The organism is Pseudomonas sp. 13159349, from assembly GCF_013305685.1.
GTDB classification, from domain to species: Bacteria; Pseudomonadota; Gammaproteobacteria; order Pseudomonadales; family Pseudomonadaceae; genus Aquipseudomonas; species Aquipseudomonas asiatica.
Genome location: NZ_CP045553.1, coordinates 3,487,794 through 3,504,454 on the forward strand (window position 1 = coordinate 3,487,794; position 16,661 = coordinate 3,504,454).

Below are 16,661 nucleotides of genomic sequence, written 5' to 3' on the forward strand. Positions count from 1 at the left end.
ACTCCTGGCGAGAATCCAGCGCTGGCGCAACAGGGCTTTGCGCACTGCGCAACACTAGGTGCTGCGCTGCAGCAAATTTTCGCAAAAGTCGATAAAGGCGTTCACCCGCCGCGAACCACGATGGTTGGGCAGGTACAGGGCGTTGATGCTGTCATTGGCCGCGCCAGGGCTGGCCTGCCAATCGGGGAACAGCCGCTGCAGGCGCCCGGCCGCCACATCCTCACGCACCAGCCAGTCGGCCAGCAGCGCGATGCCGCTGCCCGCCAGCGCGGTTTCGCGCAGCATGTCGGCATTGGCGCTGCGCAACGGCCCGCTCACGTCCAGTTCCAGACTGTCCTGCCCACGGGCCAGGCGCCAGGGGCGGCCTTTCTGCCCGTAGCGAAAGCGCAGGCAGGCGTGCTCGAGCAGCTGCCGCGGATGCTCCAGCGGGTCACGCCCGGCCAGGTAGCCCGGGCTGGCCACCAGCCAACGCTGGAAGCGACCCAGCTGGCGGCATACCAGCTCGTCATTGGGCGAGGGGTCGCCCAGGCGGATCGACAGGTCATAGCGCCCGTCAAGCAGGTCATCCAGGCGGTCGCTGAGGTCGATGTCCAGCTCCAGAGCCGGATGTTGCGCCAGGAACGGCCCCAGGTGCGGGGCGATGACCCGCCTGCCGAACTCCACCGGCAAGCACAGGCGCAGCACGCCAACCGGTTCTTCACCCCGGTCGGCGACACTGGCATCGGCCTCGTCCAGGGCCTCGAAAATACCCCGCGCGCGCTCGTAATAGCGGGCGCCGGCCTCGGTCAGGCTGACCTGGCGCGTGGAGCGGTTGAGCAAGGTGGCGCCCAACGCCGCTTCCAGGGCATCGACCAGGCGCGTCACCGACGATGTCGCCAGCCCAAGCTGGCGTGCGGCGGCAGAAAAGCCTTGGGCATCGACGGTGGCCACGAACATTTTCATCGCCAGGAGTTTGTCCATTTGTTGCCCGTCTTCCAAATCCCGGAAAGTTCTTACAAACAGCGGGGCCGGTCAAGAAGCGCGGCGCGCGGCAATTGCGTCCATAGTGGAACTACCCCCTTACAAGCGAGGTTTTCCATGATCCCGACCAACCTGCTGACTGCCCTGCCCCCTTGCGACCCCACCAGCTCCGAACGGGTCGACCAACTGCTCAGCCGCCCAGGTGTGCGTGTTGAGCGTATCGTTTCCAGCGGCCAGGCCAGCCCGCCCGGTTTCTGGTACGACCAGGCCGAGGGCGAATGGATCGTGCTGCTCAGTGGCGCCGCCGGCCTGCGCTTCGAGCACGAGAGCCATACCCGCCTGCTGGCGCCGGGCGATTGCCTGGACATCCCGCCGCATTACCGCCACCGCGTGGAATGGACCGCCCCCGGCACCGCCACCATCTGGCTCGCGGTGTTCTACAGCAGCGGCACTCCGTGGCCGACATGAAACGGTGGCCGCCTGTAGGAGCAGCCTTGTGCTGCGAAGGGGCCAGTCCTGCCGACACACCCGCTGCACTCGTAGCGGCCTCTTCGCAGCACAAGGTTGCTCCTACACAGAGCACACCGCCGACCTTCACACTCAAGCATAGCCTGAGTGCCCGCTACATGAATCAGCACGAACACCTCGTAGAATGCAATTTTAATCGCATGATCTAGACTTTTAGCCACACCTTGCAGAGTTCAGCCCTGCGACAATCCGCCCCACAAAATTATGTACCAACTTGTTAATTAGCAAGCTAAGAGATTACACTGCGCGCATTCCACCTGCTGAGATCCCTGGCATGAAAGAAACACCGCGCGCCTCTGGCGCCACAAACATCATCCCGGTCGGCCTGGGCGTGATCATCGCCCTGCTCGGCCTCCTCCTGGCTGCGGGCGGCGTCAAGCTGGCCGGCCTGGGCGGTTCCTGGTACTTCCTGATCGGCGGCCTGGCCATGGCCATCGCCGGCGTTCTCATCGCTCGCCGCAAGCCGGCTGGCGCCTGGCTGTACGCGGCGTTCCTGGTCGGCACTGCCATCTGGGCGCTGATCGACGCAGGCCTGGTGTTCTGGCCGCTGTTCTCGCGCCTGTTCATGTTCGGCGCAATCGGCATGGTGGTGGCACTGGTCTACCCGCTGCTGGCCCGTGCCAATGGCACCAGCGCCGGCCGCGGTGCCTATGGCGTTGCCGGGGTGATGGCCGTGCTGCTGGTGGTCGCCGCCGGCAACATGTTCGTCGCCCACCCAAGCGTCGCCCCCACCGGCAAAGGCCCGGGCATGACCCCGGTCGAGGCCGGCAAGGCGCAGAAGGACTGGGCTCACTACGGCAACACCGAAGGTGGCAGCCGCTTCGCCGCGCTGGACCAGATCAACCGCGACAACGTCAACAAGCTGAAAGTGGCCTGGACCTACCGCACCGGTGACGTGGCGCTCAGCGACGGCAACGGCGCCGAAGACCAGCTGACCCCGCTGCAGGTCGGCAACAAGGTGTTCATCTGCACCCCGCACAACAACCTGATCGCCCTTGATGCCGACACCGGCAAAGAGCTGTGGAAGAACGCGATCAACGCCCAGTCCAAGGTCTGGCAGCGTTGCCGTGGCATGGCCTACTTCGACGCCACTGCCGCCATCGCCCAGCCGACCCAGCCGAACAGCTCGCCAATCACCGCGGCCAGCGTACCGGCCGGTGCCAACTGCCAGCGTCGCCTGCTGACCAACACCATCGATGGCCGCCTGATTGCCGTCGACGCCGACACCGGCGAGTTCTGCCAGGGCTTCGGCAACAACGGCCAGGTCGACCTCAAGGCCGGCCTGGGCGATGTGCCGGACTCCTACTACCAGCTGTCCTCGGCCCCACTGATGGCCGGTACCACCGTGGTGGTCGGCGGCCGCGTCGCCGACAACGTCCAGACCGACATGCCAGGCGGCGTGATCCGTGGTTTCGACGTGATCACGGGTGAAATGCGCTGGGCCTTCGACCCCGGCAACCCGGAAGATCGCCAGGCACCGCAGGGCGACAGCACCTATGTGCGCAGCACCCCCAACAGCTGGGCCCCGATGTCCTACGACCCGGCGATGAATACCGTGTTCCTGCCGATGGGCTCGTCGTCCACCGACATCTACGGTGTCGAACGCAGCAAGCTGGACCACACCTATGGCGCTTCGGTACTGGCGCTGGACGCCACCACCGGCAACCAGAAGTGGGTGTTCCAGACCGTGCACAACGACCTGTGGGACTTCGACCTGCCGATGCAGCCGAGCCTGATCGATTTCACCAAGGACGACGGCCAGTCGGTACCTGCAGTGGTAATCGGCACCAAGGCCGGGCAGATCTACGTGCTCGACCGCGCCACCGGCAAGCCACTGACCCAGGTCGACGAAGTACCGGTCAAGCCAAGCAACATTCCCAACGAGCCGTACTCGCCAACCCAGCCGAAGTCGGTGGGCATGCCGCAGATCGGCGCGCAGACCCTGACCGAATCGGACATGTGGGGCGCAACCCCGTACGACCAGCTGCTGTGCCGCATCGACTTCAAGAAAATGCGCTACGACGGCCTGTACACCGCCCCGGGCACCGACCTGTCGCTGAGCTTCCCGGGTTCGCTGGGTGGCATGAACTGGGGCAGCATTTCCACCGACCCGGTACATGGGTTCATCTTCGTCAACGACATGCGCCTGGGCCTGTGGATCCAGATGATCCCGTCGCAGAACAAGGGCGGTGCCGCTTCCGGTGGCGAAGCGCTGAACACCGGCATGGGTGCAGTACCGCTCAAGGGCACCCCGTATGCAGTGAACAAGAACCGCTTCCTGTCGGTGGCCGGCATCCCGTGCCAAGCGCCGCCATTCGGCACCCTGACCGCCATCGACATGAAGACCCGCCAGGTGGCGTGGCAGGTACCTGTGGGTACCGTCGAGGACACCGGCCCGCTCGGCATCCGCATGCACCTGCCTATCAAGATCGGCCTGCCGACCCTCGGCGGCACCCTGTCCACCCAGGGCGGCCTGGTGTTCATCGCCGGCACCCAGGACTTCTACCTGCGCGCCTACGACAGCAGCAACGGCAACGAAATCTGGAAGGCTCGCCTGCCAGTGGGCAGCCAGGGCGGCCCGATGACCTACGTTTCGCCGAAAACCGGCAAGCAGTACGTGGTGGTCACGGCTGGCGGCGCGCGCCAGTCGACTGACCGTGGCGACTACGTGATTTCTTACGCTCTGCCGTAAGACCGCGTCGCCTTCTTCGCGGGCACGCCCGCTCCCACAGGGACTGCACCGTCCGCTTGGGCAGTGATCATCCTGTGGGAGCGGGCTTGCCCGCGAACAGGCCCCAGAAAAGAATACGAGATTCAGCAATGCCATCCGCAATTCGCATCACCCCCACCCTGCTGCTGGCCCTCGCCAGCAGCACCGCCCTGGCCGGCGGCGACCTGATGACCCGCAGCACCATGACCGGTGACTGGGGCGGCCTGCGTCACCAACTGGAAGAAGACGGCGTCAGGTTCACCGGCGACTACAGCGGCGAAACCGCCTACAACGCCCACGGTGGCCTGCACCGCTCGGCGCGCTACTCGCAAAACCTGAAACTGGGCGTGCAGTTCGACCTGTCGAAACTGTATGGCCTGGACAACGGCGGCAAGGTCCAGCTGACCATCAACGACCGCCGCGGCAACAGCGCCTCGGAAGACCTGGTGGGCAACCGCCTGCCGATCCAGGAAAACTTCGGTGGCCTGTACACCCGCCTGACCGAGCTGAGCTACGAGCGTACCCTGTTCACCCCGGCGCTCAACGTCAAGCTCGGCTACATGGCCATGGGCAACGACCTCGGCGGCCTGGACAGTGGCATCCTGTGCAACTTCATGAACGCCGGCTTCTGCGGCCACCCGCTGAACATGTCTGGCGGCAGTGGCTGGACCAATTACCCCAATGCCCACCTGGGCGTGCGGGTGAAGTACGACCTGTCGCCGTCCTGGCAGTTGCGTGTGGCGGCGTTCAACGTCGACCCGGAAAGCAACGGCAACTCCAGCCGCGCCTGGCACCTGGGCCCCAAGCACACCACCGGCACCGTGGTACCGGTAGAGCTGGTGTACAAGCTGCAGGGCGAGCTGCCTGGCGAGTACAAACTGGGCTACTACTACGACAGCTCCGATGTGAAGCGCATCGGCAGCGACGAGGAAGTGTCCGGCCGCGGCGGCCACTATCTGCTGGTCGACCAGGCCGTGTGGAACGACCAGGGCTTGCCGGGCCGCAGCCTGCATGCCTTCGGCCAGTACTCGGCGTCGAGCAAGGCCGCATCGCCATTCACCAAGTGGTATGGCGCCGGCGTGGTGCTGTACAAGCCGTTCGCAGGCCGCGCGAAGGATACTGTGGCCCTGGGCTATGGCCGTGCCGTACCCAACCCGCGTAGCCGCGAGGTGCTGGAAGATGCCGCGTTCGATGCCGGGCAGCAGTTCCCCGATATCGACAGCGCCGAGCAGCTGGTCGAGCTGAGCTATGGCTACCAGGCCACGCCGTGGCTGAATCTGCGCCCGGATGTGCAGTACATCATCGAGCCGGGCGCGTTCTCCGGGAAGGACATCGACAACGCGCTGGTGGTTGGCCTGCAGGTCAAGGCTACCTTCTGAAACCTTGACTGGGGCTGCTCTGCAGCCCTTCGCGGGCACGCCCGCGCTCATAGAACAACACATGACTCATTGGTTCGGCGAGGTTCTGTAGGAGCAGCCTTGTGCTGCGAAGAGGCCGGGGCTGACAAAGCCTGTCTATTGGCTGTACCGGCCTCTTCGCAGCACAAGGCTGCTCCTACAAAGGACGCGTCAGACGAGCGATATTGGTTCTCTGCGCGAAAGCGCAGCCCAAAGGGCTGGGCAATCTCCCACAGGTATATCACCGGCTGGCCTGGCGGTGCTGTACCTGTGGGAGCGGGCGTGCCCGCGAAGAGGCCAGCGCAATCAACCCTGCCTGAGGTAATCCACCAACCTCAGCAACATGGCATCACACCCCCGCAACTGCTCGACACTGACGAACTCATCCGGCTTGTGCCCCTGGTCCATGCTCCCAGGCCCACACACCACAGTCGGGATGCCCGCCTGGTCGAACAGCCCACCTTCGGTACCGAACGCCACCGTACCGAACTCATCCGAACCACTGAGCAACGCCAGCAGGCGAGCCGCCTCGCTATCCGCTGGCGTGGCCAGCCCCGGATATGCACTCAACGGCTGCAGGCGAATGGCGCTGGCGGCATTGACCTTGCGCATGCGCGGCAGCAGTTCGGCCTCGGCATAGGTTTGCAGCTGGTCGGCCACTGCCTGCGCCTCGAACCCCGGCAAAGCCCGTACTTCGAAATCGAATTCGCATTCCGCCGGCACGATGTTCAGCGCCCTGCCCCCTTTGATCACACCGGTCTGCACAGTGGAGAACGGTGGGTCGAAGCGCTCGTCGTGATGCTCCGGCAACGCCAGGGCATCACCGATATCACCCAGCTTGCCGATCAGCTTCGCCGCATACTCGATGGCATTTACCCCATACGGCGCGTACGCCGAGTGGCAGGCCGCGCCATGTACCTGGCAACGCATCGCCAGCTTGCCCTTGTGCCCCAGCACCGGCTTGAGTTCGGTGGGTTCGCCAATCAGGCACAACCGTGGCTTGTGCGGGCGCTGCTCGAGCGCGGCCAGCATCGAGCGCACCCCCAGGCAGCCGACTTCCTCGTCGTAGGAGAACGCCAGGTGCACCGGCATGCGCAACGGCTGGGCGAGAAACGCGGGTACAGCCGCCAGCACCGAAGCGATGAAACCCTTCATGTCGGCCGTGCCGCGGCCGTACAGGCGCCCGTCGCGTTCACTCAGGGCAAACGGCTCGACTGTCCAGGCCTGGCCGTCCACCGGCACCACATCGGTATGCCCGGACAACACCACGCCGCCAACATCCCGGGGGCCGATGGTGGCGAACAGGTTGGCCTTGGTACCTTCCGGGTTATGGAACAGTTCGCTTTCCACCCCCAGCTCGGCCAGGTAGTCGCGGATGAAGCTGATCAGTTCGAGGTTGGAATCCCGGCTGACCGTGGCAAAGCCGATCAGCCTGGCCAGCAGCGCGCGACTGGCAAATTCACTCATCGCCCGGCACCCCGTAGCTTGGCGCGGCAGTCGGGTTGAGGGCGCGGGTGACGTAGTCCTGCATCTGCGGCCGATATGCCTGCCACAGGCCATCGAGCACACCGATCGGGTCTGCTTCGGCCCAGTCCACACGCAGGTCCACCAGTGGCCAGGTCAGTTCGCCGGCAATCTTCAACGCCGCCGAGTGCACAGGCCCCGCCTCGCCACCTGCGGCCATCGCCGCGTGCATGGCCGCCAGCAGGCGGTCGGCCAGATGCCCGCCGGCTTGTTCAAAGGCCTGCACCATCGCCTCGATCACCTGGGTCGAGGCCAACAGGTTGCCTGCCGCCGCACATTGCTCACCGGCCACGGCGTGGTGGGTGCCCAGGGCTTCCTTGCCAGTGAACAGCGCGACCTGGCCATGGCTGTCGATCACCGTGAGCTGGCGATACTCGCTCCAGCCGTTGGCGCTCAGCACCCGGTCCAGCGCAGCGGCAGGCGGCAACTGGCCCTGTTCCAGGGCATCGAGAATCTGCGGGCCCAGCGCTGGCAAGGTGATGTTCTGGGTGGCGACCGCGCCCACACCGGCACGTACCCACGGGCAGCGGGCGCCCACGGCGATGCTCGAAGAGCTGATGGCGATACCGACCTGGCCGGTTTCCTGGCAACGACCGATGATGGAAAAAGTCATGTCATGGTTCCTGTTGTGCTGTGCGATACACGGCATTCTGGGTTGAACCTTTCGGCCGGCGAAACGACCTTTTTCCGAGGGGTTAGGCAGGAAAAAACTTTGCTCTGGCTGAGATCGAGCGCCGCCCGCGCGGCGCTTCGCAGCACAAGGCTGCTCCTACATCTGTTTCGGGCCAATTATTCCTGTCGGCACAGCGCGCGCGGTCCCTTGGCGTCCAACTCGCAAGCCACAGAATCCAGGGCCTTCGCCGTTTTATCGGCAAGCCCCAGCTAAATACTATTTTCGCCATTTCCACAGCATCCCTAGTCTGGCCCCAGGCAACGGCGGTCCTCCAAACCGACCTGACAAAAACCGCCTGAACAAGGGCTCGGACATGACACTGAACAACCTCGAAATCGACACCCTCGTCGTCGGCGCCGGCCAGGCCGGCGTGGCCATGAGCGAACACCTGAGCAAGCTTGGCGTGCCGCACCTGGTGCTGGAGCGCAAGCGTATCGCCGAGGCCTGGCGCACCGGTCGCTGGGACTCGCTGGTGGCCAACGGCCCGGTCTGGCACGACCGCTTCCCGGGGCTGGAATTCAACCTCGACGCCGACGCCTTCGCCGGCAAGGACCAGGTGGCCGACTACTTCGAGCAGTACGTACGCAAGTACAACCTGCCCGTACGCACCGGCATCGAAGTGAAGAAAGTGCTGCGCAACAGCGACCGCCCCGGTTTTACCATCGAAACCAATGAAGGCGTGATTCGCGCCAACCGCGTGGTCGCCGCCACCGGCCCGTTCCAGAAACCGGTAATCCCGGCCATCGCGCCGAAAGACAGCAACCTGCACCAGATCCACTCCGCGGCCTATTACAACCCCGAGCAGTTGCCAGAAGGCGCTGTGCTGGTGGTCGGCGCCGGCTCCTCCGGCGTGCAGATCGCCGAAGAACTGATGCGTGCCGGGCGCCAGGTGTACCTCTCGGTCGGCGCCCACGATCGCCCGCCACGCGCTTACCGCAACCGCGACTTCTGCTGGTGGCTGGGCGTGCTGGGTGAGTGGGATGCGGAAATCGCCAAGCCTGGCCGCGAGCACGTGACCATTGCCGTCAGTGGCGCCCGTGGCGGCCACACCGTGGACTTCCGCGCCCTCGCCCACCAGGGCATGACCCTGGTCGGCCTGACCCAGTCGTTCGAGAACGGCGTGGCGCGCTTCCAGGACAACCTGGTCGAGAACATCAACCGCGGCGACGAAAACTACCTGGCCCTGCTGGATGCCGCCGATGCCTACATCGAACGCAACGGCCTGGACCTGCCGGAAGAGCCCGAAGCCCGCAAACGCCTGGCCGACCCTGAGTGCATGCGCAACCCGCTGCAGCAACTGGACCTGGCCAAGGCCGGCGTCACCAGCATCATCTGGGCCACCGGTTACGGTGTCGACTTCAGCTGGCTGCAGGTAGACACCTTCGACGCCAACGGCAAGCCCCAGCACCAACGCGGCGTGGCCCGCGAGCCGGGTGTGTACTTCCTTGGCCTGCCGTGGCTGTCGCGTCGTGGCTCGTCGTTCATCTGGGGCGTGTGGCACGACGCCAAGCACGTCGCCGGCCACATCGCCACGCAACGCACCTATGCCGCCTACCGCGACCGCGAACAACGCGCAGCGGATGAGCAGCAGCAACCCAAGATCAGCAACGTCAGCACCCTCGGAGCCCACTGATGCCTACTCATACCCGCATCCGCATGTTCAACACCAAGGCCACCTACCCCAACCAGACCCTGGACAACGACCTGTGCCAGGCGGTGCGCGCCGGCAACACCATCTACGTGCGCGGCCAGGTCGGCACCGACTTCGAAGGCAACCTGGTGGGCCTGGGTGACCCACGGGCGCAGGCCGAACAGGCAATGAAGAACGTCAAGCAACTGCTCGAAGAAGCCGGCTCGGACCTGTCGCACATCGTCAAGACCACCACCTACATCACCGACCCGCGCTTCCGCGAGCCGGTGTACAAGGAGGTAGGCAAGTGGCTCAAGGGCGTGTTCCCGATTTCCACCGGGCTAGTGGTGGCCGGGTTGGCCCAGGCCGAGTGGCTGATGGAGATCGATGTGATCGCCGTGGTGCCTGATTCGGTCTGACCGATCGGTTCAACCTGTAGGAGCGGCCTTGTGTCGCGAAAGGGCCGCAACGCGGCCCCAGGATTGATGCGCAACGGAACGCACCCACTTTTAAAATGGGCTAGAAACCCACTGTCGCCGACAGCAGGTAGGTACGCGGCGTAGACAGCGTCAGCCCCGGCTCGCTGTCATCCGAGGCCCCGGCCGAACTCCAGTAGCGGTCGTCCAGCACGTTCTCGACACTGGCACGCAATGTAACCTGGGCGGAATTCACCTTGAACGCATAACGCGCGCCCACGTCATAACGCTCCCAGCCGTCGATCTGCTTGCTGTTGTTCTGGTCCAGGTACTGCGAGCTCGAGTGGATGCCCCGCGCCGTCAGGGTCAGGCCGTTCACCCCAGGCACATGCCATTCTGCGCCGAGGTTGACGTTGTACTCGGGCGTGGCCGGCGCGCGGTTGCCATCGTAGGCGCCACCGATGGTGTCGGTCAGTTCGCTGTCGATATACATCACCCCGCCCAGCACACGCACGCCTTGCACGGGCTCGCCGAACACGCTCAGTTCGATACCGCGGTTGTCGCGCTTGCCATTGGGGCCGAACACCCGCGATATGGGGTTGGTTTCATAGGCGGGCTGGCGGATGCGGAAGGCACTGGCGGTAAAGGCGACCTGGCCCAGGTCGTACTTGGCCCCCACCTCGACCTGGCGGCTGGTGAACGGCGGGAAGATCTGGTCTTCGTTGACCGATGTCGACGGCGCAATCTTGCCCTGGCTCAGGCCCTCCATGTAGTTGGCATACAACGACAGCTGGTCGGTAACCTTGAGCAGCACGCCGCCCGAGGGCGACACCTTCTCTTCATCGTAGGCGGTATCCCCCTTGATGCCGTCGCTCCAGTCATCCACCTGCACCCGCTGCCAGCGCGCCCCAAGGGTCAGCAGCAGGCGGTCGTCGAAGAAGCCCAGGGTGTCGGCCAGGGCCACGCCGGAAAAGCGGTTTTCCGTGTACACCTCAGGATCGATGCGGGTTGGCGTGCCCGGTGTCGGCGTGGCCACCGGGTGGTAGAGGTTGCTGGGCGCCGAGGCATAGCGGGCGCCGCCGTTGGTGAAGTCCATGTAGAAGTAGGTGGCGGCCAGGTTCAGCTCGTGGCTGACCGGCCCGGTATGGAACCAGTTGCGCACGCCGGCCATGGCGGTACGCACGGTTTCATCCCGGGTGAAGTCGCGCGGCTGCACGGTGAAGTCGCCGGCATCGTTGCTGATCGACACGTTGTGGCGCAGGAAGTCATGGTTGCTCTTGCGCGCGCCGACCGCGCCATAGGCCAGCAGCGACTCGCTGATATCGTACTCGGCATGCAGCGCACCGAAGGTGTCGTTGGTGCGCGCCTTGCTCCAGGCCTGGGCGTAATTGTGGCGTACGTCGTTGGCATCCGGCACCTTGGCATTGGCACCGACCAGCAGCCGCTCCTGCGGTGCATCGGTATCGCGCTCGGTATGGCCAAGGTCCGCCGAAAGCCGCAGGCGCTCGCCACGAAAGTCCAGGCCCAACACCGCCATTTCACGTTCGACTCGCTGGTGGTCCCATTCGGTATCGCCCGCCTGTTTCACGCCATTGAAGCGCACGCCGAACTGCTGGCCTTCGCCAAAGCGCCGACCAACGTCCACCGCACCGCCTGCCTGGCCGGCCGAGGCATAGCTGCCGGTAAACTCGGTGAGCGGCTGGTCGCCGGCTCGCTTGGGCTGCACATTGATGCCGCCGCCGACACTGCCTCGCGGCGAAATGCCGTTGATCAGCTGGCTGGGGCCTTTGATGATGTCGACCCGGTCAGCCATTTCCATGTCGATCGAGTAGGTCGGCAGGATGCCGTACAGGCCGTTGTAGGCCACATCACTGTTGAACAGGCTGAAGCCGCGAATGGTGAACTGCTCGAAGCGCCCACCCGCCGGGTTGGTGGCGCGTACCGATGGGTCGCTGGCGATCAGCTCGCCCAAGGTTCGCGCCTGCTGGTTCTTCACCAGTTCGCTGGTGTAGCTGGTGATGCTGAACGGGGTTTCCATGAAGTCGCGCGTGCCGAGCAGGCCCTGTGAACCCTGACGGGCCACCTGGCCACCGGCATAGGGTTGCGTTTCGTTGCCTGCGGCCAGGCCACCGACGATGCTGGTCGGGGCGATTTCAAGCGCACCACCCGCCTGGGGTGCCGGCATCAATGTGAAAGCGCCCTCGCCCACCGGCAGCAACTGCAGGCCGCTGCCGCGCAGCAGCTGGGTGAAGCCTTCGTCGACGCTGTAGCTGCCGGACAGGCCATTGCTCTGCCGGCCGTTGACCAGCGCCGGGTCCAGCGACAGGCTGACCCCGGCCTGGTCGGCAAACTGGGTAAGTGCCGCACCCAGGCTGGCGGCTGGCACCTGATAGCTGCGCCGGGCAGGTTCATCGGCCCAGGCCGGTGTACACAACAACAGGCTCATGGCGAACAACGGATGTGCCGCACGCGCCAGTGGGCGCAGGCGGCTGGACATGACAACAGGCATTGAACAAGGCTCCCCTTTATTTGCTCCTACCGGTAATGACCGGTGAGCGAAAAAAAGGGGACAGCCTCATGCGCGATTTTCCCGCGCGGCCAGGCTCACCCAGTAACGCGTGCGCGTGTGCACCTGCAACGGCAGGCTGGCGGCGAGCAAGGCCAGCACCCGGTCGGTGTCGTCGAGGCGGAACGTACCGGTCACGCGCAGGGCCTCCAGTTCGGGCGCCCAGCGCAGCACGCCGGGGCGGTACCTGCGCAGCTCGTGCAGCAGCTCGCCCAAGGGGCGATCCTCCAGCCGCAGTACCCCTTCGCGCCAGCCCAGCAGCCATGCGTCCAGGCCGGTGACAGGGCCAACCCCGGCCACTTGCAGGCTGGCCTGCTGCCCGGCCTGCAGCAGCAGCGCCGGGCCTTGCCGCGGCTGCAGGTTGGCCGCGCCCTTGAGCACCGATACCCGGCAAGCCTGATCGACCAGGCGCAAGCACACCTCGCCAGCATCCAGCGCGACCTGGCCATAGGGCACCTGCAACGTCAGGCTCAGGTTGCCGGGCAACCTGACTGCCACTTCGCCACGCAGCAATGTCAGGCGACGCGCGCCCAGGTCGATATCCACCGCACTGTCGGTGTTCAACTGCACGAATGTGCCATCGCTCAGCAGCACCTGCCGGCGCTCCCCGACCGCGGTGCGCATGTCGGCGGCCCAGGCCTCCAGCGGCAGTTCGCGGCTTGCCAGCCAGGCCGCCGGCAACAATGCAGCCACGCCCAGGGCCTGCTTGAGCAGCGCCCGGCGGCCGCTATCCGGGCGGTCCAGGGTGGACATGGCCAATGCGCCGGGTAGCGCGGAAAAGCGCTGGCGCAACAGCAGTGCCTTTTGCCAGGCGTGTTCGTGCAAGGTGCTGCTGGTGCGCCATTGTTCCAGGCGCTGCAGGTCACCCTCGCTGGCAGCGCCAGAGTCCACCAGTGCCAGCCAGCGCGCGGCGGCCTGCAGTGCCTCGCGGGTTTCGGGGGAATGGCTGGTCATTGCAGTTCGGCCAGCAGGCAATGCTCGTAGGCCTGCGCCATGTAGCGTTTGACCGAGCGCTCGCAAACGCCCAGGCGCTTGCCGATCTCGGCATAGCCCAGGCCCTCCAGCTGGCTCCAGAGAAAGGCCTTGCGTACCGGCACCTTGAGGCCGTCGAGCAACTCGTCGAGGGCTTGCAGGGTTTCCAGCAGTACCCAACGCTGCTCTGGCGAGGGCACATGCTGCTCGGGCAACTGCGCCAGTGCATCGAGGTAGGCTTGTTCCAGGCTACGCCGCTGGTGGAAGTTGCTCAGCAGGCGCTTGCCCACGGTCAGCAGGTAGGCACGCGGTTCGCGAATGTCTGCCAGCGGCTGGGCGCTGGCCAGGATACGCAGGAAGGTATCCTGGCTGAGGTCGGCGGCATCCCAGGCATTGCCCATGCGCCGCCGCAGCCAGGTTTCCAGCCAACCGCGGTGTTCCCGGTACAGGGCAGGCAGGCTATGCTCCGGTGGCGGCGCGGCGTCGATCATGGGGAAGGCCCTGCGGTGGTGTAAATAAGATTAATTCTAATTTACAGCGCACCACAGAACCAAGCGGTTTGTTACCAGTCAGGCAATCGCCGCATCCACCAGCACTTGCGCTTCCTGCACCAGGCGCTGCAGGTGCGCCTCGTCGATGAAGCTTTCGGCGTAGATCTTGTAGATATCCTCGGTGCCCGACGGGCGTGCGGCGAACCAGCCATTGGCGGTCATCACCTTCAGCCCGCCGATCGCCTGGCCGTTGCCCGGCGCATGGCTGAGGATCTGCACGATCGGCTCACCCGCCAGCTCGGTCGACTTCACCTGCTCCGGCGCCAGCTTGCTCAGCAAAGCCTTCTGCCGGGCATCGGCCTTGGCTTCGACACGGGTGGCGAACGGCTTGCCCAGCGCCTCGGTCAGGTCGGCGTAGGCCTGGCTCGGGTTGCGCCCGGTGCGGGCGGTCATCTCGGCAGCCAGCAAGGCCGGGATCAGCCCGTCCTTGTCGGTGGCCCAGACCGAGCCATCGCGGCGCAGGAACGAAGCCCCCGCACTTTCCTCGCCACCAAAGCCCAGCGTGCCGTCGAACAGGCCCTGGGCGAAGAACTTGAAGCCCACCGGTACTTCGTACAGTTCACGGCCCAGGCGCTGGGTGACGCGATCGATCAGGCCACTGGACACCACGGTCTTGCCGACGGCGGCATCGCTGCGCCATTGCTGGCGGTGGCGGTACAGGTAGTCGATGGCCACGGCCAGGTAGTTGTTCGGCTGCAGCAGGCCATCGGGGGTGACGATGCCATGGCGATCGTGGTCCGGGTCGCAGGCGAAGGCCACGTCGAAGCGTTCGCGCAGGCCGATCAGGCCCTGCATGGCATAGGGCGAAGACGGGTCCATGCGGATCTGGCCGTCCCAGTCGACAGTCATGAAGCGGAAGGTCGGGTCGACCTCGGTGTTCACCACTTCCAGGTCGAGCTGGTAATGCTTGGCGATCGCCGACCAGTAGCGCACCCCTGCCCCGCCCAGCGGGTCGACGCCCAGGCGCAGCTTGGCAGCGCGGATGACGTCGAAGTCGATGACGTTTTCCAGGTCGGCCACGTAGTTGCTCACGTAGTCGTGACGCTGGGTGGTGGATGCCTGCAGCGCCTGGGCATGGTCCATGCGCTTGACGCCCGCCAGGTCAGCAGCCAGCAGTTCGTTGGCCTTGGCCTCGATCCACTTGGTCACGTCACTGTCGGCCGGGCCGCCATTGGGCGGGTTGTATTTGAAGCCACCGCTTTGCGGCGGGTTGTGCGACGGGGTGATGACGATGCCGTCGGCCAGGCCCTGCTCGCGGCCACGGTTATGGCAGAGGATGGCATGGGAAACCGCTGGTGTTGGCGTGTATTCGTCGTCCTTGGACAGCATTACCTGCACGCCATTGGCAGCCAGCACTTCCAGGGCGCTGGCGGTAGCCGGTGCCGACAGTGCGTGGGTGTCGGCGCCGATGAACAACGGGCCATCGATGCCCTTCTCCTGGCGATACAGGCAGATGGCCTGGGTAATGGCCAGAATGTGGTACTCGTTGAAACTCAATTCAAGCGAAGTGCCCCGGTGCCCAGAGGTGCCGAAGGCCACCCGCTGGGCCGCCACGGCAGCGTCGGGGCGGCCGGTGTAGTAGGCGGTGAGCAGTCGGGGAATATCGACCAGCACGCTGGCCGGAGCCGGCTTGCCTGCCAAAGGACTGAGCGTCATGCAGAAACCTCGAGTTCAACGGATGTTGGTGTTGGAGCGTGCAGTGTACTGAGAGTTGCAATGCCGTGCGATGGGCGGCAGCAAAGAAACATCAGGCCACGTAGCCCGCTTTTTGTAGGAGCGGCCTTGTGTCGCGATAGGGGTGCGAAGCGCCCCCAGGATCTTCGCACCTCCAGGAATTGTCGGGGCCGCTTTGCGGCCCTTTCGCGGCACAAGGCCGCTCCTACATGGACCGCGCATGCCGCTCATCTGCCTCATGACGGTCTAGAGTAAAAGCCATGCACCCTGCAAAAGAGACCCCATGGCTTTCCACCGCCTGACCCACACCCACCCGCGCCTGAGCATCGCCACTTTGGTCGGCCTGCTCGGCGCCTGGCTGATCCCCGCCAGCGACAGCGTGCAGCACATCCTCGCCGGTTGGAACCTTGGCGTATGGCTGTACCTGCTGCTGGTGCTCTACCTGACCTTGAGCGCCAATGCGGAAAAGGTACGCAAGGTCGCCCGCGTCGAAGACGAAAACGCCGGCCTGGTCCTGCTCACCGTGTGCATCGCCGCCATCGCCAGCCTCGCCGCCGTCACCCTGCAACTGGTGTCCAGCCGTGGCCTGCAAGGCACGGCGCTGGTCGTGCACTACCTCTACACCGGCCTGACCGTGGCCGGCTCCTGGCTGTTGATCGGCTGCATTTTCAGCCTGCACTATGCGCGGCTGTTCTATACCGGACAAAACCACGAACCGCCGCTGCGCTTCGCCGATGGCGAACGCAACCCCGATTACTGGGACTTCCACTACTTCTCGTTCACCATCAGCGTGGCGGTACAAACCTCCGACGTGGGCATCGCCGGGCGGGAGTTGCGGCGGGTAGTGCTGGCACATTCACTAGTGGGGTTCGTATTCAACACGGCGATCCTGGGATTCACCATCAACATCGCTGCCGGGTTGCTCGGCTGATCACACCGCTCGTCCGAAAACATCGCGCGGCAAATTCGATCAAATTGGCAGCACCTGGCGGGTTATCTGCCGTCAACATGCCAGGAAAACGTTTGCCTTGCGGGCCTGCGCAAAATGCCGTCCAAGACA

13 protein-coding genes are annotated in these 16,661 nt (G+C 65.1%); 6 read left to right on the forward strand and 7 right to left on the reverse strand.

All coding sequences use genetic code 11. The annotated features are described in order from the left end of the window. Window positions 1-54 precede the first annotated feature (54 nt). Entirely contained in the window at window positions 55-960 is a 906-nt protein-coding gene (locus GEV38_RS16190; protein ID WP_054573545.1) for a LysR family transcriptional regulator, read from the reverse strand. 117 nt (window positions 961-1,077) lie between these two features. Here GEV38_RS16190 and GEV38_RS16195 point away from each other — a divergent pair, with 117 nt between their 5' ends. From GEV38_RS16195 to GEV38_RS16205, 3 genes are all read left to right on the forward strand, one after another. Beyond that, window positions 1,078-1,428, forward strand: a complete 351-nt coding sequence (locus tag GEV38_RS16195) for a cupin (protein ID WP_015270673.1) — start codon at window positions 1,078-1,080, stop codon at window positions 1,426-1,428. 334 nt (window positions 1,429-1,762) lie between these two features. Continuing rightward, window positions 1,763-4,180 (forward strand): glucose/quinate/shikimate family membrane-bound PQQ-dependent dehydrogenase, encoded by a 2,418-nt coding sequence (locus tag GEV38_RS16200; RefSeq protein ID WP_173895883.1) that lies wholly within the window; start codon window positions 1,763-1,765, stop codon window positions 4,178-4,180. A gap of 128 nt (window positions 4,181-4,308) precedes the next feature. Next, a complete protein-coding gene (locus GEV38_RS16205; RefSeq protein WP_054573546.1) occupies window positions 4,309-5,577 on the forward strand; it encodes a carbohydrate porin in 1,269 nt (422 codons plus the stop codon). Between the two features lie 324 nt (window positions 5,578-5,901). Here GEV38_RS16205 and argE read toward each other — a convergent pair whose 3' ends face one another. Further along, window positions 5,902-7,062: an acetylornithine deacetylase gene (gene argE / locus GEV38_RS16210; RefSeq protein WP_173895884.1), complete on the reverse strand. Its 1,161-nt coding sequence runs from the start codon at window positions 7,060-7,062 to the stop codon at window positions 5,902-5,904. Next, complete coding sequence (locus GEV38_RS16215) at window positions 7,055-7,732, reverse strand: DUF1028 domain-containing protein (RefSeq protein ID WP_013972966.1); 678 nt, start codon at window positions 7,730-7,732, stop codon at window positions 7,055-7,057. The genes argE and GEV38_RS16215 overlap by 8 nt, the downstream gene beginning before the upstream one ends. A 373-nt stretch (window positions 7,733-8,105) precedes the next feature. Between GEV38_RS16215 and GEV38_RS16220 the strand changes: the two genes are divergently transcribed. Both GEV38_RS16220 and GEV38_RS16225 read left to right on the forward strand, forming a co-directional pair. Continuing rightward, window positions 8,106-9,425 carry an NAD(P)/FAD-dependent oxidoreductase gene (locus GEV38_RS16220; protein ID WP_015270678.1) on the forward strand — a complete coding sequence of 440 codons (1,320 nt, stop codon included), beginning with the start codon at window positions 8,106-8,108 and terminating at the stop codon, window positions 9,423-9,425. Then, entirely contained in the window at window positions 9,425-9,841 is a 417-nt protein-coding gene (locus GEV38_RS16225; protein WP_015270679.1) for a RidA family protein, read from the forward strand. Before GEV38_RS16220 ends, GEV38_RS16225 begins: the two co-directional genes overlap by 1 nt. A gap of 100 nt (window positions 9,842-9,941) precedes the next feature. Here the strand turns inward: GEV38_RS16225 and GEV38_RS16230 are convergent, their stop codons facing one another. The 4 genes from GEV38_RS16230 to pgm form a co-directional block, all read right to left on the reverse strand. Then, window positions 9,942-12,347, reverse strand: coding sequence for a TonB-dependent receptor (locus tag GEV38_RS16230; RefSeq protein WP_173895886.1), 2,406 nt, complete (start codon window positions 12,345-12,347; stop codon window positions 9,942-9,944). A 66-nt stretch (window positions 12,348-12,413) separates the two neighbouring features. Continuing rightward, window positions 12,414-13,358: a FecR domain-containing protein gene (locus tag GEV38_RS16235; protein WP_054573549.1), complete on the reverse strand. Its 945-nt coding sequence runs from the start codon at window positions 13,356-13,358 to the stop codon at window positions 12,414-12,416. Continuing rightward, window positions 13,355-13,867, reverse strand: a complete 513-nt coding sequence (locus tag GEV38_RS16240) for a sigma-70 family RNA polymerase sigma factor (RefSeq protein ID WP_015270682.1) — start codon at window positions 13,865-13,867, stop codon at window positions 13,355-13,357. The genes GEV38_RS16235 and GEV38_RS16240 overlap by 4 nt, the downstream gene beginning before the upstream one ends. Before the next feature lie 78 nt (window positions 13,868-13,945). Continuing rightward, window positions 13,946-15,583: a phosphoglucomutase (alpha-D-glucose-1,6-bisphosphate-dependent) gene (gene pgm / locus GEV38_RS16245; protein WP_173895888.1), complete on the reverse strand. Its 1,638-nt coding sequence runs from the start codon at window positions 15,581-15,583 to the stop codon at window positions 13,946-13,948. A 301-nt stretch (window positions 15,584-15,884) separates the two neighbouring features. Between pgm and GEV38_RS16250 the strand changes: the two genes are divergently transcribed. Next, window positions 15,885-16,532 (forward strand): DUF1345 domain-containing protein, encoded by a 648-nt coding sequence (locus GEV38_RS16250; protein ID WP_015270684.1) that lies wholly within the window; start codon window positions 15,885-15,887, stop codon window positions 16,530-16,532. Window positions 16,533-16,661 lie beyond the last annotated feature (129 nt).

Excerpts from the sequence above, each read along its gene's own strand:
- GEV38_RS16190 (WP_054573545.1), bottom strand. The coding sequence starts at position 960 with ATGGACAAACTCCTGGCGATGAAAATGTTCGTGGCCACCGTCGATGCC.
- GEV38_RS16195 (WP_015270673.1), top strand. The coding sequence starts at position 1,078 with ATGATCCCGACCAACCTGCTGACTGCCCTGCCCCCTTGCGACCCCACC.
- GEV38_RS16200 (WP_173895883.1), top strand. The coding sequence starts at position 1,763 with ATGAAAGAAACACCGCGCGCCTCTGGCGCCACAAACATCATCCCGGTC.
- GEV38_RS16205 (WP_054573546.1), top strand. The coding sequence starts at position 4,309 with ATGCCATCCGCAATTCGCATCACCCCCACCCTGCTGCTGGCCCTCGCC.
- argE (WP_173895884.1), bottom strand. The coding sequence starts at position 7,062 with ATGAGTGAATTTGCCAGTCGCGCGCTGCTGGCCAGGCTGATCGGCTTT.
- GEV38_RS16215 (WP_013972966.1), bottom strand. The coding sequence starts at position 7,732 with ATGACTTTTTCCATCATCGGTCGTTGCCAGGAAACCGGCCAGGTCGGT.
- GEV38_RS16220 (WP_015270678.1), top strand. The coding sequence starts at position 8,106 with ATGACACTGAACAACCTCGAAATCGACACCCTCGTCGTCGGCGCCGGC.
- GEV38_RS16225 (WP_015270679.1), top strand. The coding sequence starts at position 9,425 with ATGCCTACTCATACCCGCATCCGCATGTTCAACACCAAGGCCACCTAC.
- GEV38_RS16230 (WP_173895886.1), bottom strand. The coding sequence starts at position 12,347 with ATGCCTGTTGTCATGTCCAGCCGCCTGCGCCCACTGGCGCGTGCGGCA.
- GEV38_RS16235 (WP_054573549.1), bottom strand. The coding sequence starts at position 13,358 with ATGACCAGCCATTCCCCCGAAACCCGCGAGGCACTGCAGGCCGCCGCG.
- GEV38_RS16240 (WP_015270682.1), bottom strand. The coding sequence starts at position 13,867 with ATGATCGACGCCGCGCCGCCACCGGAGCATAGCCTGCCTGCCCTGTAC.
- pgm (WP_173895888.1), bottom strand. The coding sequence starts at position 15,583 with ATGACGCTCAGTCCTTTGGCAGGCAAGCCGGCTCCGGCCAGCGTGCTG.
- GEV38_RS16250 (WP_015270684.1), top strand. The coding sequence starts at position 15,885 with ATGGCTTTCCACCGCCTGACCCACACCCACCCGCGCCTGAGCATCGCC.